At 72.1% G+C, this 23,390-nt stretch carries 24 protein-coding genes and 1 tRNA gene; 9 read left to right on the forward strand and 16 right to left on the reverse strand.

Features of this window, described 5'->3' with window-relative positions:
- From FHS87_RS03695 to FHS87_RS03710, 4 genes are all read right to left on the reverse strand, one after another.
- Window positions 1–351: transposase (locus FHS87_RS03695; protein ID WP_312861870.1), on the reverse strand; the 351-nt coding region annotated here is incomplete at its 3' end.
- Window positions 352–426: 75 nt separating this feature from the next.
- Window positions 427–696: an IS6 family transposase gene (locus tag FHS87_RS03700; RefSeq protein ID WP_184514047.1), complete on the reverse strand. Its 270-nt coding sequence runs from the start codon at window positions 694–696 to the stop codon at window positions 427–429.
- A 424-nt stretch (window positions 697–1,120) separates the two neighbouring features.
- A complete protein-coding gene (locus FHS87_RS03705; RefSeq protein WP_184514049.1) occupies window positions 1,121–1,783 on the reverse strand; it encodes a tripartite tricarboxylate transporter substrate-binding protein in 663 nt (220 codons plus the stop codon).
- 227 nt (window positions 1,784–2,010) lie between these two features.
- On the reverse strand, window positions 2,011–3,075 hold the full coding sequence (locus FHS87_RS03710) for an SDR family oxidoreductase (protein WP_184514051.1): 1,065 nt from the start codon (window positions 3,073–3,075) through the stop codon (window positions 2,011–2,013).
- Between the two features lie 176 nt (window positions 3,076–3,251).
- Between FHS87_RS03710 and FHS87_RS03715 the strand changes: the two genes are divergently transcribed.
- Window positions 3,252–4,265 carry an EthD domain-containing protein gene (locus tag FHS87_RS03715; RefSeq protein ID WP_184514053.1) on the forward strand — a complete coding sequence of 338 codons (1,014 nt, stop codon included), beginning with the start codon at window positions 3,252–3,254 and terminating at the stop codon, window positions 4,263–4,265.
- On the opposite strand, the gene FHS87_RS03720 is transcribed toward FHS87_RS03715, so the two are convergent.
- Window positions 4,228–5,046: a GntR family transcriptional regulator gene (locus FHS87_RS03720; RefSeq protein ID WP_246417823.1), complete on the reverse strand. Its 819-nt coding sequence runs from the start codon at window positions 5,044–5,046 to the stop codon at window positions 4,228–4,230. The two genes, FHS87_RS03715 and FHS87_RS03720, sit on opposite strands and share 38 nt — an antisense overlap.
- A gap of 269 nt (window positions 5,047–5,315) precedes the next feature.
- Here FHS87_RS03720 and FHS87_RS03725 point away from each other — a divergent pair, with 269 nt between their 5' ends.
- From FHS87_RS03725 to FHS87_RS03740, 4 genes are all read left to right on the forward strand, one after another.
- Window positions 5,316–5,750: a type II 3-dehydroquinate dehydratase gene (locus tag FHS87_RS03725; protein ID WP_184514057.1), complete on the forward strand. Its 435-nt coding sequence runs from the start codon at window positions 5,316–5,318 to the stop codon at window positions 5,748–5,750.
- A gap of 68 nt (window positions 5,751–5,818) precedes the next feature.
- Window positions 5,819–6,865: a Bug family tripartite tricarboxylate transporter substrate binding protein gene (locus FHS87_RS03730; RefSeq protein ID WP_184514059.1), complete on the forward strand. Its 1,047-nt coding sequence runs from the start codon at window positions 5,819–5,821 to the stop codon at window positions 6,863–6,865.
- Window positions 6,866–6,871: 6 nt separating this feature from the next.
- A complete protein-coding gene (locus FHS87_RS03735; protein ID WP_184514061.1) occupies window positions 6,872–7,537 on the forward strand; it encodes a DUF4286 family protein in 666 nt (221 codons plus the stop codon).
- Window positions 7,538–7,644: 107 nt separating this feature from the next.
- On the forward strand, window positions 7,645–8,610 hold the full coding sequence (locus tag FHS87_RS03740; RefSeq protein WP_184514063.1) for an IS5 family transposase: 966 nt from the start codon (window positions 7,645–7,647) through the stop codon (window positions 8,608–8,610).
- Between the two features lie 684 nt (window positions 8,611–9,294).
- Here FHS87_RS03740 and FHS87_RS03745 read toward each other — a convergent pair.
- Window positions 9,295–9,384: transfer RNA gene (locus FHS87_RS03745), tRNA-Ser, on the reverse strand.
- Window positions 9,385–9,571: 187 nt separating this feature from the next.
- Between FHS87_RS03745 and rplU the strand changes: the two genes are divergently transcribed.
- The 3 genes from rplU to obgE all read left to right on the forward strand — a co-directional run bounded on the left by rplU (window position 9,572) and on the right by obgE (window position 11,260).
- The gene (rplU, locus tag FHS87_RS03750; RefSeq protein WP_184514065.1) at window positions 9,572–9,886 is read left to right on the forward strand and encodes a 50S ribosomal protein L21; all 315 of its coding nucleotides are present in this window, start codon (window positions 9,572–9,574) and stop codon (window positions 9,884–9,886) included.
- Between the two features lie 28 nt (window positions 9,887–9,914).
- The gene (rpmA, locus tag FHS87_RS03755; RefSeq protein WP_184514067.1) at window positions 9,915–10,184 is read left to right on the forward strand and encodes a 50S ribosomal protein L27; all 270 of its coding nucleotides are present in this window, start codon (window positions 9,915–9,917) and stop codon (window positions 10,182–10,184) included.
- A 68-nt stretch (window positions 10,185–10,252) separates the two neighbouring features.
- The gene (obgE, locus tag FHS87_RS03760) at window positions 10,253–11,260 is read left to right on the forward strand and encodes a GTPase ObgE (RefSeq protein WP_184514069.1); all 1,008 of its coding nucleotides are present in this window, start codon (window positions 10,253–10,255) and stop codon (window positions 11,258–11,260) included.
- 98 nt (window positions 11,261–11,358) lie between these two features.
- Here obgE and FHS87_RS03765 read toward each other — a convergent pair whose 3' ends face one another.
- Complete coding sequence (locus tag FHS87_RS03765) at window positions 11,359–12,096, reverse strand: hypothetical protein (RefSeq protein ID WP_456306603.1); 738 nt, start codon at window positions 12,094–12,096, stop codon at window positions 11,359–11,361.
- 5 nt (window positions 12,097–12,101) lie between these two features.
- Entirely contained in the window at window positions 12,102–13,238 is a 1,137-nt protein-coding gene (locus FHS87_RS03770) for an OpgC family protein (protein WP_184514073.1), read from the reverse strand.
- A gap of 22 nt (window positions 13,239–13,260) precedes the next feature.
- Between FHS87_RS03770 and FHS87_RS03775 the strand changes: the two genes are divergently transcribed.
- On the forward strand, window positions 13,261–14,484 hold the full coding sequence (locus tag FHS87_RS03775) for a methyltransferase (RefSeq protein WP_246417824.1): 1,224 nt from the start codon (window positions 13,261–13,263) through the stop codon (window positions 14,482–14,484).
- On the opposite strand, the gene FHS87_RS03780 is transcribed toward FHS87_RS03775, so the two are convergent.
- The 8 genes from FHS87_RS03780 to fliF form a co-directional block, all read right to left on the reverse strand.
- The gene (locus FHS87_RS03780) at window positions 14,481–15,230 is read right to left on the reverse strand and encodes a nucleotide-binding protein (RefSeq protein ID WP_184514075.1); all 750 of its coding nucleotides are present in this window, start codon (window positions 15,228–15,230) and stop codon (window positions 14,481–14,483) included. The two genes, FHS87_RS03775 and FHS87_RS03780, sit on opposite strands and share 4 nt — an antisense overlap.
- Window positions 15,227–16,111 carry a flagellar biosynthesis protein FlhF gene (locus FHS87_RS03785; RefSeq protein WP_184514077.1) on the reverse strand — a complete coding sequence of 295 codons (885 nt, stop codon included), beginning with the start codon at window positions 16,109–16,111 and terminating at the stop codon, window positions 15,227–15,229. Before FHS87_RS03785 ends, FHS87_RS03780 begins: the two co-directional genes overlap by 4 nt.
- 71 nt (window positions 16,112–16,182) lie before the next feature.
- Window positions 16,183–18,234, reverse strand: a complete 2,052-nt coding sequence (flhA, locus tag FHS87_RS03790) for a flagellar biosynthesis protein FlhA (RefSeq protein ID WP_184514079.1) — start codon at window positions 18,232–18,234, stop codon at window positions 16,183–16,185.
- A gap of 6 nt (window positions 18,235–18,240) precedes the next feature.
- Window positions 18,241–19,632: a sigma-54-dependent transcriptional regulator gene (locus FHS87_RS03795; RefSeq protein ID WP_184514081.1), complete on the reverse strand. Its 1,392-nt coding sequence runs from the start codon at window positions 19,630–19,632 to the stop codon at window positions 18,241–18,243.
- Complete coding sequence (fliN, locus tag FHS87_RS03800; RefSeq protein ID WP_246417825.1) at window positions 19,629–19,946, reverse strand: flagellar motor switch protein FliN; 318 nt, start codon at window positions 19,944–19,946, stop codon at window positions 19,629–19,631. The genes FHS87_RS03795 and fliN overlap by 4 nt, the downstream gene beginning before the upstream one ends.
- Window positions 19,943–20,563, reverse strand: coding sequence for a FliH/SctL family protein (locus FHS87_RS03805; RefSeq protein ID WP_184514083.1), 621 nt, complete (start codon window positions 20,561–20,563; stop codon window positions 19,943–19,945). The genes fliN and FHS87_RS03805 overlap by 4 nt, the downstream gene beginning before the upstream one ends.
- Window position 20,564: 1 nt before the next feature.
- Complete coding sequence (fliG, locus tag FHS87_RS03810) at window positions 20,565–21,557, reverse strand: flagellar motor switch protein FliG (protein ID WP_184514085.1); 993 nt, start codon at window positions 21,555–21,557, stop codon at window positions 20,565–20,567.
- The gene (gene fliF / locus FHS87_RS03815) at window positions 21,557–23,230 is read right to left on the reverse strand and encodes a flagellar basal-body MS-ring/collar protein FliF (RefSeq protein WP_184514087.1); all 1,674 of its coding nucleotides are present in this window, start codon (window positions 23,228–23,230) and stop codon (window positions 21,557–21,559) included. The genes fliG and fliF overlap by 1 nt, the downstream gene beginning before the upstream one ends.
- Between the last annotated feature and the right edge of the window lie 160 nt (window positions 23,231–23,390).

A 23,390-nucleotide genomic window follows, 5' to 3' on the forward strand; every position in this document is an offset into this window, starting at 1 on the left:
GCCAGGGCCGATGTGCCTTGTGACCGGATACGTTGGCGTAGACTGATCAGACCAGGTCGTGAAAGCCCTTGCGGACGGGGCGGGCCATACGTTTTTTGCCAGAACCTCCTGCAGCATCGCCTTGTCCAGGCTCAGATCGGCCACGAGCTTCTTCAGCTTCGTGTTCTCCTCTTGCAGTTGCCGCAACTGGCGCAGCTCGGACGGGCCTAGCCCGCCGTACTTCTGCTTCCAGCGGAAGAAGGTCGCCTCCGAGACGCCCATCTTGCGGCAGACCTCCGCCACCGGCGTGCCCAGCTCCGCCTGCTTCAGCGCAAAAGAAATCTGCTCTTCCGTGTAGTGGCTCTTCCTCACCGGACCGTCCTCCTTCAGGTCAACATCCCTGCCGGAAAACTCTCAGAAAGCCCGGACCAGTTTCCAGGTTTAAGGTCAATCGCCGTTGACCTTCAGGAACATCTCGTCCAAGTGCCAGGTGTCCCCGGGCCGTGGCCGGCGCTTGCGGAGCCTCCCGGCGAACTCGGCCCCGAACTTCGGCACCCAGCGCCGGATGCTCTCGTGCGTGACGAGGATGCCCCGCTCTGCAAGGATCAGTTCGATATCACGTAGGCTGAGGCTGAAGGGATGGTAGAGCCACACGGCGTGCCGGATGACCTCGGCCGGAAAGCGATAGCCGGGGTAGGTGGCGGGCTCTGGCGTCATCCGGCCAGCTTCGCCCAGCCGCTTCGTTCCGGCCACCCTCCCGCAACGTGACAATGCCCGAGGCGGGCATCAGCAGGTTCAAGCGCGTCATCAGCGGTGGACTGCACTCGCGTACCGACGGGCGCTGCGCGACAGAAGTGGCCATCGCCGTCCGCGTACTCAACCGCATGCTCGAACTCGGACGCCCAGAGTATGTCCGGCTCGCGTGACCACAGACACGCCGATGGTGCTCCGCTGCCTTCATGCTGGTCCATGCAACGCAGTCGCCAACAAGTTGACGGTGCCAGCGCGCGTACGACGCCCGGTCGCCTACTTCAAGGCCGCCCGCCCGGACGCGACGTCACGACGGGGCGCTTCCGCCCGGCGGTCACCGGAAGAGCGATCGTCGGGCCGGGGTGGACTCCCGGGGGGTGGCCGGATCACCTCACTCCGCGGTGATCCCGGCGCGCCGGACGACCCCGACCCACTTGTCGATCTCCTGGCGCAGGTAGCCCGCGAAGGCCTGCGGGTCCGCGAGGAGGGGCTGCATGCCCAGTTCGGCGAGTCGCGCCCTCGTCGCCTCGGCCGAGAGGACCTTCCGCGTGGCCTCGTCAACGCGCGCGACGATCGCCGCCGGAGTGCCGGCCGGCGCGAAGAGACCGACCCAGGTGCCCGTCTCGAAGCCCGGCAGCGTGTCCGCGACCGGCGGCGCGTCGGGCAGCTCCGGCGCGCGCGCGAGGCCGGTGACGCCGAGCGCCCGCAGGGTGCCGTCCGTCACCGCCGCGTCCACCACCGCGACGCCGCGTGCCGCCGGGCCGAGCCGGCCGAGCGCGTCCAGGAGGCAGGCGTTGTCGGTGCCGTAGGAGGAGGGCTGCACGACGACGCAGCGCGAGGTGCCGAGGCGGGCCTGGAGCCGCCGGTAGTCCTCGACCGTGGCCGGGCCGGGGCACAGCTGAGCGGCCGGATCGTAGGGGAAGCGGGGATCGTAGACGTGGATGTGGCAGTCCGTGGCCCCGTCCGGCACCGCCAGGCGCGCGGGGCGGCTGCCCGCGGTCAGGGGCATGGCGGCCGCGGGGGCGTTTCCCCCGTCCTTGTCGGCGTTCCTCATCGCGGCAGGCTAGGCGCCCTGTTTCTCATCGACAATCTGCTCCGACACGCCAGGAAGGCCGGTGGTGCGATTCCCAGGCAAGGCGAGGGCACGCGAGGCCGGCCGGGGACGACCCGACGAGCCCGGCCCCGCCGCCACCGCGCTCTGCTCCGTCTCGCATGGCCCAGTCGCCAGGCATCGCCGACGCGCACCCGCGCCCCCCGTGCGGGAGGGCGCGGTGGCCTGGATCAGGGGATGATCCGTGCCTGGCGCAGCGTGCCGAACAGGTCGAAGAACGCCTCGTCCGTCGCCTGGTAGTCGAGGAAGCCGAGGCGGCGGCTCTTGCCCATATCCGTGACCACCTCGATCGGCCGGCCGAGATCGGCATCCGTGTGCCAGGCCGAGGCGAGGCGGCCGAGATCGGGCTCGGCCAGCCCGTGCCGCTTCGCGATCTCCCGCCAGATAGGGGCGGCGTCGGCCATCTGCGCATCGAGCGGCGTGCCCTGGCCGGGGAAGGGAGCGGGCTCGAGGCCGAACCACTCCGCGATGCGTCCCCACATCCAGCTCCAGCGGAAGACGTCGCCGTTCACCACGTTGAAGGCCTCGTTCCGCGCGGCCGGGGTGGTCGATGCCCATTCCAGGTGGCGGGCCAGGAGCCGCGCATCCGTCATGTCGGTCAGCCCGTTCCACTGGGCCGCGGAGCCGGGAAACAGGAAGGGGCGCCCCGTCTCGCGGCAGATCGTGGCGTAGGTGGCGAGCGTCACGCCCATGTTCATGGCGTTTCCGAGGGCGTAGCCGATGATCGTGTGCGGGCGGTGCACGCTCCACCCGAAGCCGTCCCGCGCGCTGGCTGCGAAGACCTCGTCCTCCTGGGCGTAGTAGAAGTTCTCGATGTCCAGGCGCGGCTGGTCCTCGCGGAAGGGCGTGGCGGGGAGCTGGCCCTTTCCGTAGTTCTCGAAGGGGCCGAGATAGTGCTTCAGGCCGGTGACGAGGGCCACGTGCCGGACGCTGCCGCCGGCCCGCAGCGCGTCCAGCAGGTTGCGCACCATGGCGGCGTTGACCCTGATGTTCTCCGCCTCGGTAGGCTGGCGCAGCCAGGTCGTGACGAAGACATGGGTCGGGCGCTCGTCGCGCAGCGCCGCCTGCAGCCCGGCCGGGTCGAGCAGGTCGGCCGCGACGGCCCGCAGCCTATCGATGTCGTTCGGAGGCCGCCGGGCGAGACCGCTCACCTGCCAGCCCTGGCCGATCAGGCGCCGGGCCAGGTTATTGCCCACGATGCCGCTGACGCCCGCGATCAGTGCCGATCCCACCATGCTCTTCAGTCCCGTAAGCTGTTCAGGGGGGCGGAACTGGGAGGGCGGTTCCCGCCGCACCAGGGGCGGGCCTCTCCGAAGCCGCCGGAGGATGGCCGGGGTGGGTCAAGAACCCGCGACCGGGCGGGATGCGGGCGCCTATCCGCGTTGGGGCGGGAGGGCAGTAGGAGCCAGCCATGACGGAACCGAGGGACCGGACCGCCTTCACCCGGTCGGACATGCCGCACCGGCCACCCTACCAGGGCGGCTACCGGACCACCACGCGCCCGCTGATCGTCACGCCCACCCTTGTCTCCCGCGTCGACCGCACGCCGTGGAGCGAGCGGCCGCACGACCCGAAGGCCTCGATGGACCGGGACGGGCGGGAGGTGGAGCACCCCGACCGCCACCCCGACCGGCTGGCGCTGGAGCCGGACCCGAACCTCGCCTTCGAGCACTGGGACGAGTACTGGCGGAAGATCCACGGCCCGAAATTCGCCTACGAGGAGCCGGGCAGCACCTCCCAGCCCGTGCTGCGCTACGACCAGCTGCACCGCATCCCAGGCGGCCCCTCCTCCTTCTTCCGCCCGCCCTACGCGGCGATGACGGACGAGGCGGGGAGGCTCGTGGCCGACCCTTACGCGCGCGTCCCGGCCTATCGCCGCCCGCGCTGGGACGGCCTCGCCTACATCGCCTACGCCGAGGAGGGCGACATCCGGAAGACGCTCGGCCAGGAGAAGTACGCCGAGCGCATCATCGCGGACGAGCGCACCGCCTTTCGCATGGTCACGCGCGAGATCACGCGGGAGTACATCCTGATCCCCAGCCCCCGGCACCGCGACCCGATCAGCCTCGTCAAGATCCACAAGCGCCGCCCGGAGCTGACGCGCGAGGCGTTCCAGCGCCGCTGGCTGGACGAGCACGCCGCGGTCGTCCTCTCGAAGCCGGCGACGCACGCCCATGTCCGCCGCTACGCCCAGCTGCACAACATCGGCTCGACGCAGGAGGACCCGGAGGGAGGCACGATCGACGGCATCTCCGTCCTCGCCTTCGCCTCGGTGAACGACGTGGAGGACTACCTCGTCACGCCGGACCACGCGGCGATCGAGGCGCATGAGAGCGAGCTGGCCGGCGAGGGCTCGGAGTTCTGGACCGCCGTCAACTACTCCGTCGTCAACCGCCTGCTGCCGGAGCTCGCGACCGAGCGGTAGCGCCGCGCGGGGGCGCCGCCCGGCCGGGCGGGCGCCCGCGCGGAGCCCGCGGCGGGGAGGGGGCGCCGGCCTCCGCGGCGCGGCGCGGCTCGCCCGCGAAGCGCGCCAGCGACCCCGTCTGCGAGACGTGGGCGACGCAGCCCTCGAGGTGCTCGGCCAGGGCCTGGCGCGCCGCGACGCTGTCGCGGGCCAGGGCGCTGTCCAGCAGGCGCCGGTGCTCCGCCGCCGCCTCCTCGCCGCGGAACACCACGGCCACCATCTGGTAGCGCAGGTAGCGGTCGTAGATGGCCTCGTGCGCCTGGAGCAGGAGCTTCGAGCCGCATGCCGCGATGAGCGCGCGGTGGAACTCCCAGTCGTAGCGCTTCCAGGTTTCCACCTCGGCCTCCTGCCCCGCGAGGAGGCGGCGCTCCACGGCGGCGAGCTTGTGGTGCGCGGCGACCACCCCGCCTTCCCAGTCCAGCCCGCCGGCGGCGAAGGACCTCTCCATCGCGTGCGCCTCGAGCAGGAAGCGCAGGGAGGTGACCTCCCGGAAGTTCTCCTCCGAGACCGGGGCCACCTCGAAGCCCCTCTGCCCCTCCGCGACGATCAGCCCTTCGGAGGCCAAGCGGCTCAGCAGCTCGCGCAGCGTGCTGATGCTGGCGCCATAGGTGTCGCGCATGCGGTCGAGGCCGAGCTTCTGCCCGGGCGTTAGGCGCCCGAACACGATGTCGCTCCGGATCCGGCGATAGGCCGCCTCTCCGACCGTCTCCTCTTCCGGGGCCGAAATGGCGTTGCGGGCCAAGTGCACCTCCCTTTCCGCGTTAGATTGCACGAAAACGAATTGCGCGCCAAATCGGGAATCATCAGCGTATCCACGTTTCATCGGATATTCGCGGCTTTGTTGCTTGATCGGCAGGTGGTTGGCTGATACGCAGAGAGGGACGAGGCGCACCGATGACCCGCCGGGCCGAGGAGACAGAGCTTGCCGAGACCGTGGACTTGCGAGCGTGGCCGGGGCGGCCACGGAGATCCGGGCGCGGCGAGGCGCTGGGCCTCTCGGGAGCGCCGGCAGTGAGCGGCCCGATCCACGTGCTCAACGGCCCCAACCTTAACCGGCTCGGCAAGCGCGAGCCGGAGATCTACGGGCGCACGACGCTCGCCGAGGTCGAGGCGATGTGCCACGAGGCCGCTGGCGACACGCCGGTCGTCTTCCGCCAGACGAACTGGGAGGGGCAGCTCGTGGACTGGATCCACGAGGCGACGGACTCCGACGCCGCCGGCATCGTCATCAACCCGGCCGGGCTCACCTTCACCTCGATCCCCGTGCTCGACGCGCTGAAGATGTTCGGCCGCCCGATCATCGAGTTGCACATCTCCAACATCCACAAGCGGGAGGCAATCTACCACCGCTCGCTCGTCTCCACCGTGGCGACCGCCGTCATCGCGGGGCTCGGCGCCCGCGGCTACGTCACGGCCATCCGGTCCTTGCGCGACCTTCTCGAATGAAGGCGCCCGCCCGGCAGGCTTCGCCCGCCGGTTCCCCATACCAGGAACAGCAGAGAGGGAGAGTGACGATGCAAGAGGACCGGAAGGGCGGGACGAACCCGCCGCCGCGCCGCCGTGCGTTGCTGGCTGGGCTGGGCGGGGCCGCGGCCCTGTCCGCGATCGGCGGGGCCCGGGCACAGGGAGCGGGTCAGGGGACAGGTCAGGGAGCGGCCCAGGGCTACCCGAACCGGGCGGTCACGATGATCGTTCCCTTCGCGCCGGGCGGCTCCACCGACTTCGTCGCGCGGCTGCTGGCGCAGCACCTCTCCACGGTTCTCAACGGGAACTTCGTGGTGGAGAACCGCGCCGGCGGCAGCGGCACGGTGGGCCACGGCGCCGTCGCCCGCGCGCGGCCGGACGGCTACACCCTCGGCGTCTCGCCCACCGGCACCTTCGCCCTTGCGCCGTTCCTGTTCGAGAAGCTGCCCTATGACAGCGACAACGGCTTCGCGCCGATCAGCCTGCTTGCCGGCAACGCGATGTTCGTCTGCGTCCACTCCTCCAGCAACATCCGCACCTACGCCGACCTGATCGCGGCGGCGAAGGCGCAGCCGGGCAAGCTCACCTACGCCTCGGCCGGGGCCGGCACCATCGCCCACCTCGCCCCCGAGCTGATGCTCGACATGTCCGGGACCGAGATGCTGCACGTCGCCTACCGCTCGGGCGGGCTGCAGGTCCAGGCGGTGCTCGGGCGCGAGACGACCATGGGTTTCATCGACACCGTGACGGCGATCCCGCACATCCAGTCCGGCGACCTGCGCGCGCTGGCGGTGACGAGCGCGGCGCGCAGCCCGCAGATCCCGAACGTGCCCACCCTGGCCGAGTGCGGGCTGGCCGGCTACCGCGCCACGAACGACTTCGGCTTCTTTGCGCCGGCCGGCACGCCGCCCGCGATCGTGGCCGCGCTCTCCGACGCGTCCCGCCGGATCCTCGCCATGCCGGAGGTCAAGGCACGCCTCGACGGCGCCTCCATCGACATCTACGCCGGCACGGCGGAGGCCTTCCCGGCCTATCAGGCGGAGGAGGCGCGGCGCTGGGGCGACCTGATCCGCCGTCGCAACATCAGGATGGAGTAGCCGGCGGTGGCGGTCGGGCTGCTCGCGATCTGGAGCGACGTGGCGGAGGAGCAGGAAACCGACTACCTGCACTGGCTGACGCGCGAGCATACGGCGGAGCGGGTGGGTGTCCCGGGCTTCCGGTCCGCGCGCGTCCTCCGCGCCGACCTCGCCGGCGTCCGGCGTTACCTGATCCTGTACGAGCTCGCGGCGCCGGCGGTATTGACGAGCCCGGACTACCTCGCCCGGCTGAACGCGCCGACGCCGTGGTCGTCGCGCATCATGCCAGTGCTGCGGAACTTCGCGCGCGGCGGCGGGCGGGTGGTGGCGGAGGCCGGCAGCGGGCAGGGCGGGTTCCTCCTCGCCCTGCGCCTCGGCCGCGCCCCGAGGGGGGAGGCGGAGCCGGTGCTGGCGATCGCGGCCGAGGACCGGGTCTGCGCCGTCCGCCTGCTCGCGGTCGACAGAGCTGGCACGGCAGTCGAGACAGGCGAGAAAGCGCTGCGCGGCGGCGACGCGACCTTCGCGGGTCTCCTTCTGATCGAGGCGACGGATGCCGCGACCCTGCGCGGCGTGCAGGCGCGCCACGGCCCGGCCCTGGCCGTGCTCGGCGTTGAGGCCGGAGATCTGGTTTTCTACTCTACCGTCTTCGCCCTGCGCGGGACGGATCCGCAGGGCGTGTCCGCGGTTTCCTGAGGCACGGCGGCCGGGCCTGTCACTGTGGTGCGCGGATCGGTCTGGCCGTCTGGGTGGGTTGGGTTTCTGAGGGGGCGACGGCCCGTCATCCTTCAGTAGAGCGCAGCGTGTCGTTCAAGGCCAATGCCGAGCGTCGCCAGCACATTCCGAAGCAGCGGTTCCGGGCCACGAACTGGGCGAAGTACGACGCCGCCCTGCGCGGACGTGGCAGTCTGACAGTGTGGTTCGCGGAGGCCGAGATCGCGGCCTGGAAGGCCGAGCCCCGGACCACGCGGGGCGGACAGCGGCACTACTCGGCGCTGGCCATCACCACGGCCCTGACGCTCCGGGCCGTGTTCCGCCTGGCCTTGCGTCAAACTGAAGGCCTGATCGGCTCCATCATCGCCCTGCTCGGTCTCGACCTGCCCGTGCCGGACCACACCATCCTCAGCCGCCGGGCCGAGACGTTGGAGGTGCCGCAGCTCCAGCCCGGCACCCGCCCCATACACCTGCTGGTGGACAGCACTGGGCTGCGAGTATGTGGCCCGGGCGAGTGGCTCGTTGAGAAGCACGGGACCAGGACACGCCGGTCGTGGCACAAGCTGCACATCGGTGTGGACGCCGACACAGGGCGGATCGTCGCGGCCGAGTTGACAGCCAACGACGTCGATGACGCCTCGCAGGTTGGTCCCTTGCTCGACCAGGTCGCAGCCCCGATCGCCTCGTTCACCGCCGACGGCGCCTACGACCAGGACGGCGTCTACTGTGAGATAGCGGCGCGGCACCCCGCTGCTGCTGTGATTGTGCCACCCCGCTGGAGTGCCGTGCCGAGCGCCACGGCCGAGACGGCGCCGACCCAGCGGGACCAGCACCTCAGGATGATCGCCGAGCGCGGCCGTATGGGCTGGCAGAAGGTCTCGGGCTACAACTGGCGTGCCCTGGTCGAGGCGGACATCAGCAGGTTCAAGCGCGTCCTCAGCGGTGGACTGCACTCGCGTACCGACGGGCGCCGCGCGACAGAAGTGGCCATCGCCGTCCGCACACTCAACCGCATGCTCGAACTCGGACGCCCAGAGTATGTCCGCATCCTGTGAATGCGGACCAGCCCGGGGCCTACTGCGCCCGCAAGCCGGTCCATGCAACGCAGTGCCCTGCAGCGCTGGCGGGTGGCCGCCCTGGCGGCGCCGACCTCAAGCGTCCAGCCCCGCTCGACGGCGGCGGCGCGGCTGGAAGCGGTGATCGCCACCGCGGCGATGGACTACGGCTTGCAGCGCCGGGCGCAATTTGCGTCGAGTCCCTCTCGCAACGTATCCGTGGGTTCGAATCAGTGGCCCACCCTACCGCCTCAAAACCCGCCTCAAACCTAGCTTTCTGAAATCCGTAATAAATCGGCTAAGTGCAGAGGTCGGGAGAGGAATGGCTTCCGGAGAGCGACTTCCGGCCGCCTCGGAGTCGCGCCAGTGCAAAGGTCAGGGCCAAAACCCGCAGGAAACCTGGCCCTCACGGCGCGGTCTGGTCAGGCGGAGAGTGCGATTCGTATGGGAACTGGCGGAGCAAGCGCGATTCGAAATGACGCTACGGTCCACCCTGCGAGCGTACGCCCGCTGCACTTTGATTCCAGCCTCGTAAGTCTCGGCCGGTCTCACGCGGGCAACAGGCTGAAAATTGATGGTATGCGCTCGCCCGAGCGGCCGCAAGCATGATGTGGGCCGAGACGTGGGCCGACAGAACCAGCAAGCCAGGTAAAGCAGTCTTTTCAACCGTTTAAACGCGTGGGTTGGCGGAGAGGGTGGGATTCGAACCCACGGTAGGGTTGCCCCTACTCCGGTTTTCGAGACCGGCCCAATCGGCCACTCTGGCACCTCTCCAGCGCCTGGACGGCCCTATAATGCCCCTCGTGGCCGGACGCAACGCACCTTCCGGCATCCGATGGTTGACTCCGAAGCCCAGCCCCCGCTATACGCCGCCCCTCTCCGGTGGGGTCCCCCTGTGTGGGCGCGGGCCATGCCGGTTCATGCACGACCGACGAGCCGAGACGAAGGCGGACCCGCCCCCATGACCTACGCAGTGATCCGCACCGGCGGGAAGCAGTACCGTGTGACGCCTAATGCCGTGCTGACCGTGGAGAAGCTGGACGCCGAGGCTGGCGCGACGGTAACCTTCCACGACGTGCTGGCCATTGGCGGCGAGAACGGCCTGACCCTCGGCGCGCCAACCGTCCCCGGCGTCTCCCTGACCGCTACGGTCCTGGAGCAGAAGCGCGGTGACAAGGTGATCATCTTCAAGAAGCGCCGCCGGCAGAACAGCCGTCGCAAGAATGGCCACCGCCAGCACCTCACCGTGCTGCGCATCGGCGATTTCCCGGCCTGAGCCGGCGCTGAAACAGGAGATCTGAGAGATGGCTCATAAGAAGGCCGGCGGCTCCTCCCGCAACGGGCGCGACTCCGCCGGCAAGCGCCTCGGCGTGAAGCTCTTCGGCGGCCAGGCCGTCCGCGCCGGCAACATCATCGTGACCCAGCGCGGCACGAAGATGATGCCGGGCCGCAACGTGCTGGTCGGCCGCACCCACTCCATCCACGCCACCGTGGACGGGCATGTGAAGTTCGAGCGCAAGGCCGACAACCGCGTGGCGGTGTCGGTGGAGCCGCTGGCCGTCGCGGCTGAGTAAGCTCCCAGCCCTGCGCTGCGGATCACGGGGGCCCTCCGCGGCCCCCGTTTTCGTTTGAAGGTCCGACAATGAAGTTCCTCGACGAGGCAAAGGTCTACCTCAAGGCCGGTGACGGCGGGGACGGCGTGGTCGCCTTCCGGCGCGAGAAGTACATCGAGTTCGGCGGGCCGGACGGCGGCAATGGCGGCCGCGGCGGCGACGTGCTCGCAGAGGCGGTGGAGGGGCTGAACACCCTTATCGACTACCGCTACGCCCAGCACTTCAAGGCCCGCAAGGGCGGCAACGGCGCGGGCTCGGACCGCACCGGCGCGGCCTCCGACGACGTGGTACTGAAGGTTCCAGTGGGCACCGTCATCCTGGCCGAGGACAAGGAGACGGTGCTGGCCGATCTCACCAAGCCCGGCCAGACCGCCATCCTCTGCCGCGGCGGCGATGGCGGCCACGGCAACGCGCATTTCAAGACGAGCACCAACCGCGCCCCCCGCCGCGCCGACAAGGGCTATCCCGGCGAGGAGCGCTGGGTGTGGCTGCGGCTGAAGCTCATCGCCGATGCCGGGCTGGTCGGGCTGCCGAATGCGGGCAAGTCCACCTTCCTCGCGGCCTCCTCGGCGGCGCGGCCGAAGATCGCCGACTACCCCTTCACTACGCTGCACCCCCAGCTCGGCGTCGTGCGCCTCTCCGCGACCGAGGAGTTCGTCCTGGCCGACATCCCCGGCCTGATCGAGGGCGCGCATGAGGGCGCCGGGCTGGGCGACCGCTTCCTCGGCCATATCGAGCGCTGCGCCGTGCTGCTGCACCTCATCGACGGCACCCAGGCCGACCCGGCCGAGGCATACCGCACCGTCCGCGCGGAGCTGGAGGGCTATGGCGGCGGCCTGTCGGAGAAGCCGGAGATCGTGGCGCTGAACAAGACCGATGCCATGACCCCGCAAGCACGGACATCCCGCGTCAAGGCGCTGACGCGCGCCGCGGGCAAGGAGCCGCTGCTGATCTCCGGCGCGACGGGGGCCGGGGTGCCGGAGGCCCTTCGCGCCCTGGCCGACACGGTTCACCGCGCGCGGGAAGCCGAGGGCTGAAGCATTCCCGAGCCGGGTGGGATCACCCGGCGGCTCGGAAAATGCGACAAAGCGGGAAGCAGGAGCGGTTGCGGTGAGCCACGGCGAACGGAACCGCTTTAACGCCGCGCCTCCGCGACGCCCTGGGTGATCAGCTCCGCCAGGGACTGGGCGAGGCAGCGGTTGAGCTTGTCCACCTCCGCCACCTTCAGCTCGCGCGGCGCCCTCTCGATATCCACCGTGCCCGCCTCGGCCCAGGCCCCCATCAGCGCGTAGCGGCTGAGCAGCCCGGCGCCGGTGGCGGCCGCGGCGGCGCGCAGGGCGTCGCGATAGGACTCCACATCGGCATTGGCCCGCAGGAAGCGCGACCATTGCGGGTCGAGCAGGATGAGATCGCCCCCGGTCTCCCGCACGCGCTCGGCGCCGGCCTGGAGGAGGTCGGTCATCTCCCCCACATCCGTGCCGCGCACCGTCTCGACCGTGCCGGCCTGCCAGAGGACGAGGGCGCGGCGCCGCTGGCCGAGCGCGTCGCGGATAAGGGCGAGGTGGTCGGCCGCGGTCATCCCGCGCCCGCCCTGGACCGTCACCTCCACCCGCGTGCCGGGGAAGGCGCCGCCGAGCAGCGTCTCGAGCTGGGCGGGATAGGCGCTCTCCGCCCCGCTGCTGCCGGGAGCGTTCACGCTGGCCGAGCCGACGACGAGAAGGGGGAGATGCCCGGCCGCGACGGCGGCCGCGACGGCGGGCAGGGGCTGGGGCTCGATCAGCTCGTCCGGCGCTCCGCAGGGCGCGGCCCAGGCGCCCCCGGTCCCGAGGGAGAGGGCGATCAGGAGGGCGAATCGAGCGGCCGGGCGGCGCATGGCGCTCAAGCCGTATCGCTTGCGGCATGACCGGGCAAGGCGGCTCTCCGCGGCCGCGCGCCGGACCAGGCGACCACCGCGGCGATCGCGACCATCGCCCCGAGTCCGGCGGCGTTCACCCCCAGCTGCATCGCCCAGCCTTCCGACCACTCGATCGCCAGCCGGCCGAGAAAGGAGAGGAAGATCCCTGCGCAGAACACCGGCAGCCCCTGCTGCCCGATGAGCACGAAGGCGCGCGCCGGCGCGCTGCCGAGCCACCGCGCCCCGCGTGGCACGAAATGGGCGACGAGATAGGCCAGGGCGAGGATCGAGAGCAGCCGGAAGGGGTGGAGCGCCGACTTGTCCACCGCGTCCACCACGGTCGCGACAGGCAGGGGAAGCAGCACGATCAGGTCCCGCCGGAGATAGATCACCAGGGTCGCGGCGAAGGAGAGCAGCAGGACCAGGGCGCAGGCCGCGCCGAGCGGGCGCCGCCAGGGCACGCCGCCAGTGCCCCCGTGATGCCCGAGCACGGCGCCGATGGCGAAGAGGAGCTGCCAGGCAAAGGGGTTGAAGAACCACCCGCCCCCTGTCCAGGAGGGCAGGTTGAGCCCCGCCGCGCGGGCGACGGCGTAGAGCAGGGCCGAGGCGGCGAGCAGCAGCCAGGGCCGCCGCAGGAGGGGCAGGGCGGGCGCGAAGAGGCCGAGCACGACGATGTAGAGCGGCAGGATGTTGAGGAAGGCGGGCTGGTAGGTCAGCAGCAGCGCCTTCAGCAGGGCGAGGTAGGGCCGGTCCGAGAAGGGGTCGAGATGCATCTCGTCGAGATAGGCCCCCGCATCGAGCGTCGCGGCCGAGTAGCCGACCTGGGCGGTGAAGACGACGAAGAGGAAGATGTGGGCGACATAGAGGTTGAAGCACCGCCCGGCCACGCGGGCCCCGGCGCGCAGCCACCCCTCCCGCTCCATTTGCCGGCCATAGGCGATGCCGGCGGCATAGCCCGCGAGCAGGACGAAGACCTCCGTCGCGTCGCAGAGGAGCAGGTTGCGGATCGTCAGCCGTCCCAGCACATTGCCGGGGATGTGGTCCACCAGGATGAACCACAGCGCGATTCCCCGCGCGAGATCCACGCGCAGGTCCCGCCCCTGGCGGATCAGTCCCTCCATGCCGGCCTTTCCGGAGCACCCGATGCAGCAGCCTAGCACGCCCCAGGACCCCCGGCAGAGGGCCATGGCCTTCGTGCGGGAGGGCGCGGCACGGCACGGGATCGGCGACATCCAGGGCGCGCTCGCCCTCTACCGCCGGGCGCTGGAGCTGGTGCCGGACGAGCCCAACGCCACCAACCTCGTCGGCATTGCGGCCCGCCAGCTCGGCGACATGGAGACGGCCCTCGTCCTCTCCGCCCGCGCCGTGGCGATGGACCCGGAATCCCCGATCTTCCTCGCCGCCCATGGCGCGACCCTCGCCGAGGCGGGGCATCTCGAGCAGGCGGTCACCGTGCTCGGCAAGGCCGTGGGGAAGCGGCCGGGCGACGCCGTCTCCCATCGCAACCTCGGCCAGGCTCTCTGCGCGCTCGGGCGGGTGGGGGAGGCGATGCCGCATCTGCGCGAGGCGGTGGCTCTGGTGCCCCAGGACGCCGAGGCCCAGCTCGCCCTCGCCCACGGCCTGCGCGAGGCGGGGGCAACGCGCCCGGCCGCCGAGGCCGCCCGCCGCGCGCTCTCCGCCGGCGGGGATGTCGCGGCCCAGGCGCGCTTCCTCCTCGCCTCCCTCGGCGAGGGCAAGGCCCCGCCGAAGCCCCCGGCCGCCTATGTCCGCAACCTCTTCGACACCTATGCCCCGCGCTTCGAGGCGGAGCTGACGGGCACGCTCGGCTACCGCACGCCGGAAGCGCTGACGGCCCTGTTGCGCGAGGCCGGGCTGGTGCCCGAGGCGGCGCTCGACGTCCTCGATGCCGGCTGCGGCACCGGCCTGTCCGGAGAGGCCCTGCGGCCCTGGGCCCGGCGGATGGCGGGGGTGGACCTCTCCCCGCGGATGCTGGACGCCGCCCGGCGGCGCGGCATCTACGACGCGCTGGAGGAGGCGGAGCTGGTGGAGTTCCTCATCGCCCATCGCGGCGCCTACGACCTCGTGGCCGCGGCCGACGTGCTGAACTACCTCGGCGACCTGGCGCCGGCGCTGAATGCCATGGCGGCCGCCCTGCGCCCCGGTGGCCACGCCGCCTTCAGCGTGGAGACGGGGCAGGGCGCGCCCTTCGCCCTGGGCGAGGGCATGCGCTACCGCCACGACCCCGCCCATGTCCTGACCCTCGCCGAGGCGACGCGGCTGCGGGTCGTCGAGTTGCAGGACGTGACCCTGCGCGAGGAGCGCGGCGCGCCGGTCGCCGGAACGCTCCTCGTCCTGCGCCGGGACTAGGCCGCGGCGCGCAGGGCCAGCAGCGCGCCGGCCACGGCCTCGATGTCCCGCGCTGCATTGCAGCCGGGGTGCCGCGTCAGCACCGGCGTCTGATGGCGGATCGCGTCCCGCACCTTCGGGTCGCGCCGCACCACGCCGGCCAGGGGCGCGCCGCGGCCGAGGAAGCCGCGACAGGCACGGTCCAGCGCCGCATGGGTGCGGGCGCCCCCCGACGCATCCACCGCGAGATTCACCACCACCCGCGCATCGGCGCCCGGCGCGTCGCGCGCGAGGAGCTTCATCACGGCATAGGCGTCCGTCAGGCTCGTCGGCTCGTCGGTCGCGACCACGAGCAGCGTGTCGCAGAGCGCGGAGAGCCGGCGGGGCACGGGGTCCAGCCCCGCGCCGATATCCAGCACCACCTCGTCGTAGGCGGAGCCGCGCAGCAGCGCGACGAGGCGGTCGATCCAGCCGGGATCGAGGGCGGCCAGGGCGCCGGAGCCGGACCGGCCGGGCAGCACGTCGAAGCCGGCCTCGTGCGACAGCGCGGCCTCCCCCAGCGTCACATCGCGCGACAGGACCGTCATCAGGTCGTGCCGCGCATCCAGGCCGAGCTGCACGTCCACATTCGCGAGGCCTAGGTCGCCATCGGCCAGCAGGACCCGCCGTCCCGACCGCGCGAGGGCCTGGGCGAGGCCGATGGCGAGCACCGTCTTCCCGACGCCTCCCTTGCCCGAGGCAACTCCGATCAGGCGGGGCGTGCTCATGCAGCCTCCTGTGCTGCCGCCTGGACCCGGCGAGCGGGGCTGGTGAGGCGCTCCGCGAGCCAGGCAGGGGTGAGGGGGGTGAGGCCGTCCGCGACGCCGGGGCCGGTGCCGGCCTCCGTCAGCGCGAGCGGGCCGGCGAGCGCCGCGGCCAGGACGCCGCCGAGCCGCCGCGCACCGTCGAGGCGCGTGGGCAGCAGATGGCGGGCGCCGAGCGCGGCGAAGGCGCGAGCGGTCTCCGCCGCCTCCTCCGGGTCGAGGCCGGCCGGGAGGACGAGGAGCGGCGAGGCATCGGTGACGCGGAGCAGGGCCAGGAGCTGTTCCGCCTGCGCGGGATCGAAGGGATCGCATCCGGCGGTGTCGAGCAGCATCGGCTGGCCGCCCGCACGGCGCCCGAGGGCGGCCGCGAGCTGCGCGCCGGTGCCGGCCAGGGCGAGCGGGATGCCGAGCACGCGGGTGAAGGCCGCGATCTGCTCCGTCGCGCCCGCGCGCTGCGTGTCCGCCGTCACGACCAGCGGCGACGCACCGACGAGCACGAGGCGGGTGGCGAGCTTCGCGCAGCTCAGGGTCTTGCCCGCGCCGGGGGGGCCGACCAGGGCCAGGGGCTGCCGAACCCCATCCGGCAGGGCGCCGAAGCGCAGCGCCGCCGCGAGGGCCGAAACACCGCCCGCGCCGAGCCGCGCCCGCATGGCCGTCGGGAGGTTGTGGCGCCCGAGGGGGTCCGGCGCCGCCGGGGCGGCGGGAAGAGGCGGGAGCGGGGGAGGGAGTTCCTCCTGCGGCTCGAGCGCGGCCGTGACTTCGACCCCGGCGGCCGTGCGCCGGGTTGAGAGGATGAGCGCGTCAGGGCCGAGTGCCTGGCGGCACTCCGCCATGGCATCTGCCATTCTGGCTGCGCGGAAGACTCGAAGCCGCATGGGAGGATGCTGGCCTGTCCGGGGTTACGAAGGGGTGAAGGTCATACGGCCCCGATCGTGCGGATGCGCGCACGGGGATGGATTTCCGTCTGTGCCATCACCGCCGTCGAGGGGCGGAAGCGCTCGACGATCGCGCGCACATGGGCGCGCACCGCCGGGCTACAGACGAGCACAGGGTTCTCGCCCTGGGCGGTGGCCCGGTCGAAGGCGTCGCGCACCCGGCCCATGAAGTCGTGCAGGCGGGAAGGGGCCATGGCGAGCTGCCGCTCGTCCCCCGGCCCCACCAGCGCCTCGGCGAAGGCCTGCTCCCACTCGGCCGAGAGGGCGATCAGGGGCACGTAGCCGGCCGGGCCCCGCGCCGCGTCGGAGAGCTGGCGCGCGAGGCGCGCCCGCACCACGGTCACCAGCGACGGCACGCCGCGCGCACCGGCCGCCATGGCCTCCTGGATGCCTTCCAGGATGGTCGGCAGGTCACGGATCGAGACCCGCTCGGCGAGGAGGGCCTGCAGGACGCGCTGCACCCCGCCCGTGGTGATCTGGTTCGGGATGAGGTCGGCGACGAGCTTCGTGTGCTCGTGCGGCAGGTCGTCGATGAGTTTCTGCGCCTCGGCATGGCTCAGCAGTTCCGGCATGTTGTCCCGCACGATCTCGGTCAGGTGCGTGGCCAGGACACCCGCGCCGTCCACCACGGTGCAGCCGCGGGCCAGCGCTTCCTCCCGGTGCTGCTCCTCGATCCAGAGGGCCGGCAGGCCGAAGGTCGGCTCCTCGCAGGGCTCGCCGGGCATGTCGGGGCGGGTGCCGGAAGGATCGATCGCCAGGAGAAGAGGGAGGCGCAGCTCGCCCCGGCCCGCCTCGATCTCCTTGACGCGCACGACGTACTCATGGGGGCTCAGATGCAGGTTGTCCTGCAGCCGCACGCTGGGCAGGACGAAGCCCATCTCCTGCGCGATGGTCTTGCGGAGATTGCGGATCTGCTCCGTCAGGCGCGGGCCCTCGCCGGCGGCGAGCGACAGCAGCCCGTAGCCCAGCTCGATCCGCAGCAGGTCGATCCGCAGCGTCTCCGCGATCGGCGCCTCGGGCGCCACGGCCGGCGGTGCTGAGGCGGTCGCCTCGGCCACCACATCCGCCTTGCGGCGGTTCCAGGCGCCGGCCGCGAAGCCGCCGGCGAGCAGGAGGAAGGGGACGAGCGGCATGCCCGGCAGCAGGCCCATCAGCACGGCGGCGCCGGAGGCGATCCAGAGCGGCTTGGCCAGGCCGAGCTGCTTCACCATCGCCTTGTCCGCCGTGCCCTCGGTTCCGCCCTTCGTGACCACGATGCCCGCGGCCACCGAGGTCAGCAGCGCCGGGATCTGCGACACCAGGCCGTCGCCCACGGTCAGCGAGGCGAAGGTGGAGATGGCGTCGAGGAAGGGCAGCCCGTGCCGGCCGGCGCCGATGGCGATGCCGCCGAGAAGGTTGATGCCGGTGACGATCAGCCCCGCGATCGCGTCGCCGCGGACGAATTTCGCGGCACCGTCCATGGCGCCGTAGAAGCCGCTCTCGGCTTCCAGATCGGCGCGGCGCTGGCGGGCCACCTTGTCGTCGATCAGGCCGGAGGAGAGGTCGGCGTCGATCGCCATCTGCTTGCCCGGCATGGCGTCCAGGCTGAAGCGCGCCGCGACCTCCGCGATGCGGCCCGAGCCCTTGGTCACGACCATGAAGTTCACGACGAGCAGGATGGCGAAGACGATCAGCCCCACCAGCACGTCCCCGCCCATGAGGAAGCCGCCGAAGGCCGAGACGACGTGCCCCGCGGCGGACGGCCCCTCGTGCCCGTGCGTGAGGATGGTGCGGGTGGTCGCGACGTTGAGCGCGAGGCGCAGCAGCGTCGTCAGCAGCAGGATGGTGGGGAAGGAGGTGAAGTCGAGCGGCCGCTGCAGGAACAGCGCCGTCATCAGCACGAGAACGGAGAGGGTGACGGAGAGGGCGAGCCCCGCGTCCAGCAACGGAACCGGCAGTGGCACCACGAGCACGACGATGAGCATGGCGACGCCGATCGCCAGCGCGACGTCCGTGGATCCGCCGAGCTTCTGAAGCCAGGGGGGCAGTGTCATGTCGGATCAGCCGATCGAGGCGTAGGGGAAGGGCGCCACCGGCATCTGCCCCGGCGCCACGGGAACGGGCGCGCCGGCCGCGCGGTACTCGTGAAGCTTGTTGCGCAGCGTGCGGATGGAGATGCCCAGGATCTCCGCCGCCCGGGTGCGGTTGCCCAGGCAGTGCGTCAGCGTCTCCAGGATCAGGTCCCGCTCCACATCCTCCATGCGCCGGCCGACCAGGGCGGCGACGCCCGGCGGGCGCGCGGCCTGCGGCTCGGCGTGGAGCGCGGGAAGGGCGGCATCCGCGGCCCGCGGCGCGGGAACATGCAGCTCGACGGCCTCGGCACCGATCTCGTCGCCCTCGGCCAGCAGCACGGCGCGATGCACCGTGTTCTCCAGCTCGCGCACGTTGCCGGGCCAGGAATGGCCGAGCAGCGCGGCGCGCGCGGCGGGGGCGAAGCGGCGGTGAGGCAGTCCGTTCGCCTCGGCGTAGCGCTGCGCGAAGTGCTCGGCGATAGGCAGGATGTCGTCGGGCCGGTCGCGAAGGGCGGGGATGCGGAGCGCCACCACGTTCAGGCGGAAGAACAGGTCCTCGCGGAAGCGGCCGGCCGCCACTTCGGCCGCGAGGTCGCGATTGGTGGCGGCGAGGATGCGCACATCCACCTTCACCGGACCGGCGCCGCCGAGGCGGTCGATCTCGCGCTCCTGCAGGGCGCGCAGGATCTTCGCCTGCAGGCGCGGGTCCATCTCGCCGATCTCGTCCAGCAGCAGCGTGCCGCCATCGGCCTGCTCGAACTTGCCCCGCCGCGCGGCGACAGCGCCGGAGAAGGCGCCCTTCTCGTGGCCGAACAGCTCGCTCTCCAGCAGCGCCTCGGGCAGGGCCGCGCAGTTGAGGGCGACGAAGGGGCCGTTGGCGCGGCGGGAGTGGCTGTGAATGTAGCGCGCCAGCACCTCCTTGCCCGTCCCGCTCTCGCCGGTGACGAGCACGCTGGCCTCGGCGCGCGCCACGCCCTCGGCGCGCTTCAGCACGGCGGCCATGGCGGGATCGCGATGGATCGGGCCCTGGACCTCGCCCACCGCGGCCTGGAGCATGGCCGCGATCAGCTCCGCATCCGGCGGGAGCGGCAGGAACTCCTTCGCCCCGGCCTGGATGGCGCGGACGGCGGCGGCGGCGTCGGCGTTGCGGCCGCAGGCCACCACGGGGCAGACGATCCGCTCCGCATCCAGCGAGGCGACGAGCCAGGACACGTCGTGCAGCACGTCGCAGAGGATGAGGTCGAACCCTTCGGTCCGCGCCATGGCGATGCCGGAGGTGACGCCGTCCGCCTGGCGGAGGCGCGCCCCGCGGGACGTCGCGATGCGCGCTGCCTGGCCCAGCTCCGCCTCCAGGCTGCCGATGATGAGGAGGCGGGTCATCCCGGGCGGTCCGCCTTCACGATCTCGGTCATCGTCACGCCGAGCCGGTTGTCCTCCACCATCACCACCTCGCCGCGGGCGACGAGGCGGTTGTTGACGTAGATGTCCACGGCCTCGCCGAGCTTGCGGTCCAGCTCCACCACGGCGCCGCGGCCGAGCTTCAGGAGCTGGCTCACCTGCAGCGTCGCGCGGCCGAGCACGGCGCTGACCTGCACGGGGATGTCGTAGACGGCGTCCAGGCCCTGGCTGGCGCCGGGCGGGCGCGGCTCGGCGGCCTCGTTCGCCGCGACGGGCTCGAATCCGTTGCTGCTCATGCATCGTTCTCCTGGGAGAGTCGCAGGGCCGCCAGCACGTCGCGGATCGCGGCGCGGCGGCGAGAAAGGTCGAGATCGAGGCCGCCATGGCGCCAGGTGATGCGCGCATCACCCTCGGGCAGGGCAGGGTCGGCCTCGATGGGAAGGCCCGTTCCGCCGAAGCGGGCGCGGGCGTGATCGAGAAGGGCGGGCGGCACCCGCAGCACCGCGCCATCGGGCGCGTCCTCGACAGGGCCCAGCGCGCGCATCAGGGGCTCCAGCAGCGCCGGGGCCTCGCGCGCGGCGGCGCCGGGCAGGGCCGCGTCCACCAGGTCCGCCAGCATCGCCGCCAGCGAGTGGGCGTGCCGCTCCACTTCCTGCCGGGCAGCTTCCTGCGCCTGGTCCAGATGGGTCAGCGCGATCCGGATGGCCTCGTCGGCCAGGGTGTCGCGGGAGGCCTGCTCGGCCGCGCGGCCTCGGGCCTCGCCCTCCCGCAGCCCGGCCGCGCGGCCCTCCTCGCGGGCGGCTGCCAGCAGCTCGTCGAGGGAGGGCTCCGGCGGCGCCGCCGGCAGGGCGACGGCCGGGGCGTCGAGATCGGGAAGGACGAGGCCGCGCAGGCCGGGGGAGAAGAGCGCCATGTCAGGAGATCATCTCGTCCTGGCCGTCCTCGAGCTGGATCTGCCCGGAGGCGGCGAGGTCCTTCGCCGTGGCGACCATGATGGCCTGCGCCTCGTCCACGTCCCGCAGGCGAACGGCGCCGAGGGAGGCGATGTCGTCCTTCAGCATCTTCGCCGCGCGCTCGGACAGGTTGCGGAAGAACAGGTCTTTCAGCGTGTCGCTCGCGCCCTTGAGGGCCAGGGCGAGCTTGTCCTTGTCCACGCTGCGGAGAAGGAGCTGCACGCCGGGGCCGTCCAGGCGGGCGAGGTCGTCGAAGGTGAACATCAGCGCGCGGATGCGCTCCGCGCTCTCGTGGTTGCGCTCCTCCAGCGCGGCCATGATGCGGCCCTCGGCCGCGCGGTCGAGGTTGTTGAAGATCTCGGCCATGACCTCGTGGCTGTCCTGGCGGCTGGCGCGGGCCAGGTTGCTCATGAACTCCGCCTTCAGCGTGCGCTCGACACCTTCGAGCGCCTCCTTCTGCACGGTCTCCATGCGCAGCATCCGCATCACCACCTCCATGGCGAAGCCTTCGGGCAGCAGGGCGAGCACGCGCGCCGCGTGGTCCGGCTTCACCTTGGAGAGCACCACGGCGACGGTCTGCGGGTACTCGTTCTTCAGGTAGTTCGCGAGCACGGCCTCCGAGACATTGCCGAGCTTGTCCCACATGGTGCGCCCGGCAGGACCGCGGATCTCCTCCATGATCTGCGCGACGCGGTCCACTGGCAGCGTCTTGAGGAGCATCCGCTCGGTTGTCTCGTAGGAGCCGATCAGCTTGCCCGTCGCCCCGAGGCTCTCGGAGAACTCCTTGCACAACTCCTCGACCACCGCGGCGTCGATGGCGCCGAGCGTCGCCATGGCCGTCGAGACGTCCTTGATCTCGTCCTCGTGCAGCTTGGCGAAGAGCCGCTCGGAATGGCTCTCGTCGAGGGTGAGAAGGAGGATCGCGGCCTTCTGCGGCCCGTTGAGCTTAACCATCAGTCCTCCTCCGGGGCGAGCCAGCGTCGGACGACGGCAAGCCCCTCATCAGGGTAGGATTCCATCAGCGCATTCACTCGGGCGACCGAGGAAGCACGGAGCTGCCCCTGCACGTTGCCGATGGTGACCATCTCGTCGCCGACCGCGGCGCCCTCCGGGCCGGCGATCGCACCCGCCGCGGCAGGCCCGGCAAGGGCCCCCGGCGCAGCGCCGCCCGGCAGCGCGCCGGCCGCACCGGTGGCGCCGGCGATCGCCGCGCCCCCGGGACCGGCGGCACCGGCCAGGGCCGCCTGCGGGACCAGCGTGGCCGTCAGCCGCTTCGTCATCGGCCGCACGACCAGGAGGAGCGCGATCAGCGCGACGAGCGCGTAGAGGGCCGATTCGACCAGCCGCGCGGCGGTCGCCGGGCCGATGCCCAGGCCGAACATGCCCGCATCCGCCGGGCTGTCCCCGCCCTCGGGCAGGGCGAAGCGCATGGAGACCACCTCCACCCGGTCGCCGCGCCGCTCGTCGAAGCCGACCGCGCTGCGCACCAGCGCCGCGATCCGGGCCAGCTCCTCGGGGCTGCGCTCGCGGAAGGCGGGCGGCGTGCCCTCCCACACCCCATCGACCAGCACGGCGACCGAGAGGCGCCGCAGCACGGGATGCTCGCGCACCGTGCTGCGCACCGTCTTGCCGATCTCGTAATTGGTCGTCTCCTCCGACTTGTTCTCCTGGCTGCCGCCACCGCCGCCCGCGGCCTCCGCGCCGGGAAGCTGGTTCGCGACGGAGACATTGCCGCCATCGCCGCCGCGGGACTGCTCCTGGCTGCTCTGGACGCTGCGGGCCACCTGGTTCTCGGGGTCGAAGCGCTCCTCGGTGGTCTGGACGCGGTCGAAATCCATCTCGGCCGTTGCCTCGGCGCGCACGCGGCCGGGGCCGAGGCTCCGTTCGAGCATCTCCTCGACGCTACGGGCGATGCGCAGGCCCTCGGCGCGGCGCATCTCCTCCTGGGTCGCGGCCGCGGCGGGGCCGGTCAGCGCCTGCCCGCCGCGGGCAAGAAGCTCGCCCCGGCTGTCCACGATGGAGACGTTGCGCGGCAGCAGGCCCGGCACGGCGGTGGCGACGAGGTGAAGGACCGCCTGCACCCCCTCGCGGTCCAGCCGCTGCACGCCCTGCATGGTGAGGACGACGCTCGCCTGGGCCTCGGCGGTCTGGCGCGAGAAGGCCTCGCGCCGCGGCAGCACGAGATGGACCCGGGCGGCGCGGACGCCCGCGAGGCCGCGGATGGTGCGGGACAGCTCGCCCTCCATCGCGCGCAGCCGGTTCACGTCCTGCTGGAAGGGGGTCGTCGTCAGGCTCTCGCCGCGGTCGAAGATCTCCCAGCCGACATTGCCGCCGGCGGGCAGGCCCTCGCGCGCCAGGGAAAGCCGCAGCCGAGGAACCTGCTCCTCCGGGACGAGGATGGTCGTGCCGCCGGCGCCCAGGCGGTAGGGCACCTTCTGCCGGTCGAGCGAGGCGACCACGGCCCCCGCATCGCGCGGGTCCAACTCGGAATAGAGGAGCGCCATGCTCGGCTGCCCCGCGCGGGTCCCGAGCCAGGTGAGAAGCCCGAGCACGATCAGCGCGACCGCCGCCATGGCACCCAGGCGCAGGGGACCGAGGGCGCGGAACTGGGCGAGGACAGCGGCCATTCAGCGGGCCTCCGCCCGGGCGGGTGCGGCCGGGTACCGGGACCCTCCCGGCGTGTAGCGCTGGCGCGTGGCGCGATGGCGCATGTTGCGGCCCCCTGCTTCCGGCCTTCTGCCGGCCCGGCAATCTTTGCCGGGTGGGGGTTAACGGGTGGTTACCGGG

It is taken from the genome of Muricoccus pecuniae (genome assembly GCF_014199205.1).
In the GTDB taxonomy this organism is placed as follows: domain Bacteria; phylum Pseudomonadota; class Alphaproteobacteria; order Acetobacterales; family Acetobacteraceae; genus Roseomonas; species Roseomonas pecuniae.

Excerpts from the sequence above, each read along its gene's own strand:
- FHS87_RS03805 (WP_184514083.1), bottom strand. The coding sequence starts at position 20,563 with ATGGCGCTCTTCTCCCCCGGCCTGCGCGGCCTCGTCCTTCCCGATCTC.
- FHS87_RS03795 (WP_184514081.1), bottom strand. The coding sequence starts at position 19,632 with ATGACCCGCCTCCTCATCATCGGCAGCCTGGAGGCGGAGCTGGGCCAG.
- FHS87_RS03780 (WP_184514075.1), bottom strand. The coding sequence starts at position 15,230 with ATGAGCACGCCCCGCCTGATCGGAGTTGCCTCGGGCAAGGGAGGCGTC.
- fliN (WP_246417825.1), bottom strand. The coding sequence starts at position 19,946 with ATGAGCAGCAACGGATTCGAGCCCGTCGCGGCGAACGAGGCCGCCGAG.
- obgE (WP_184514069.1), top strand. The coding sequence starts at position 10,253 with ATGAAGTTCCTCGACGAGGCAAAGGTCTACCTCAAGGCCGGTGACGGC.
- flhA (WP_184514079.1), bottom strand. The coding sequence starts at position 18,234 with ATGACACTGCCCCCCTGGCTTCAGAAGCTCGGCGGATCCACGGACGTC.
- FHS87_RS03770 (WP_184514073.1), bottom strand. The coding sequence starts at position 13,238 with ATGGAGGGACTGATCCGCCAGGGGCGGGACCTGCGCGTGGATCTCGCG.
- FHS87_RS03785 (WP_184514077.1), bottom strand. The coding sequence starts at position 16,111 with ATGGCAGATGCCATGGCGGAGTGCCGCCAGGCACTCGGCCCTGACGCG.
- fliG (WP_184514085.1), bottom strand. The coding sequence starts at position 21,557 with ATGGTTAAGCTCAACGGGCCGCAGAAGGCCGCGATCCTCCTTCTCACC.
- rplU (WP_184514065.1), top strand. The coding sequence starts at position 9,572 with ATGACCTACGCAGTGATCCGCACCGGCGGGAAGCAGTACCGTGTGACG.
- rpmA (WP_184514067.1), top strand. The coding sequence starts at position 9,915 with ATGGCTCATAAGAAGGCCGGCGGCTCCTCCCGCAACGGGCGCGACTCC.
- FHS87_RS03765 (WP_456306603.1), bottom strand. The coding sequence starts at position 12,096 with ATGCGCCGCCCGGCCGCTCGATTCGCCCTCCTGATCGCCCTCTCCCTC.
- FHS87_RS03730 (WP_184514059.1), top strand. The coding sequence starts at position 5,819 with ATGCAAGAGGACCGGAAGGGCGGGACGAACCCGCCGCCGCGCCGCCGT.
- FHS87_RS03775 (WP_246417824.1), top strand. The coding sequence starts at position 13,261 with ATGCAGCAGCCTAGCACGCCCCAGGACCCCCGGCAGAGGGCCATGGCC.
- FHS87_RS03715 (WP_184514053.1), top strand. The coding sequence starts at position 3,252 with ATGACGGAACCGAGGGACCGGACCGCCTTCACCCGGTCGGACATGCCG.
- FHS87_RS03705 (WP_184514049.1), bottom strand. The coding sequence starts at position 1,783 with ATGAGGAACGCCGACAAGGACGGGGGAAACGCCCCCGCGGCCGCCATG.
- FHS87_RS03710 (WP_184514051.1), bottom strand. The coding sequence starts at position 3,075 with ATGGTGGGATCGGCACTGATCGCGGGCGTCAGCGGCATCGTGGGCAAT.
- fliF (WP_184514087.1), bottom strand. The coding sequence starts at position 23,230 with ATGGCCGCTGTCCTCGCCCAGTTCCGCGCCCTCGGTCCCCTGCGCCTG.
- FHS87_RS03700 (WP_184514047.1), bottom strand. The coding sequence starts at position 696 with ATGACGCCAGAGCCCGCCACCTACCCCGGCTATCGCTTTCCGGCCGAG.